Consider the following 852-nt stretch of genomic DNA (forward strand, 5'->3'; position numbering starts at 1 on the left):
TAGGAACACATCCCGCACCATTTTTCACTTCTGTAATAGTATGATAAACTCTTGGGCTTACAAGTTTTTCTTCGTCTATCACTGGATTTTCTATGTCGTCGCACAAACCAAAACAAATTCCACTGCCACTTCCAGCTTCTATAAAATCATCTTGAGGTCTTGTGTAAAATGCGTATTTCCCATTTACAAACTCAGGATGCAACACTACATTCCTCTGCTGTGGTGATTTCGTCTTAAGATTAGGAAGCCTTTCCCATTTTTTAAGATCTTTTGTGCGAACTATTCCTGCACTGGCAATAGCAGATGATAAGTCACCTGGAAGGGCATTTGGATCTTTGCTTTCAGAGCAGAATACGCCATAAATCCATCCATCTTCATGTTTTGTAAGCCTCATATCGTATACATTCGTTTCTTCATGGTATAAATCGTCAAATTCTACAGGGTAATCCCAAAATTTAAACCCGTCTACGCCGCTATCACTTTCTGCAACAGCAAAAAACGATTTCCTATCGTACCCTTCAACACGAGCAATAAGATAAAATTTTCCATCTAATTCTATCGCGCCAGGATTAAATACGGCATTCACACCAAGCCTTTCCATAAAATAAGGATTAGTCCTTTCGTCAAGGTCGTACCTCCAAAATAGCGGTGTATGTTCCCTCGTCAATACAGGATATTTGTACCTGTCAAATATGCCGTTGTAGTCTTCTGTTTTCTCATTCTTCCTGTTTATCAGGTCTTCATACTTTCGCAATTCTATTTCATATCTATCCTGAAACTTCATTATTTTTCACCCTCTCTATAATCTCAATGCACATCCTGCCATTGTGATAAGGGCACTTCCACGGCTCC

General features: G+C 39.3%; 1 protein-coding gene. It reads right to left on the bottom strand.

Annotation, left to right across the window (positions count from 1 at the left end):
• On the bottom strand, positions 1–784 hold a 784-nt coding region (locus A6M21_RS07875), incomplete at its 3' end, for a glycoside hydrolase family 130 protein (protein ID WP_066667588.1).
• Positions 785–852 lie beyond the last annotated feature (68 nt).

The sequence above is a fragment of the Desulfotomaculum copahuensis genome, from assembly GCF_001655685.1.
Lineage (GTDB): Bacteria > Bacillota > Desulfotomaculia > Desulfotomaculales > Desulfovirgulaceae > Desulfotomaculum_G > Desulfotomaculum_G copahuensis.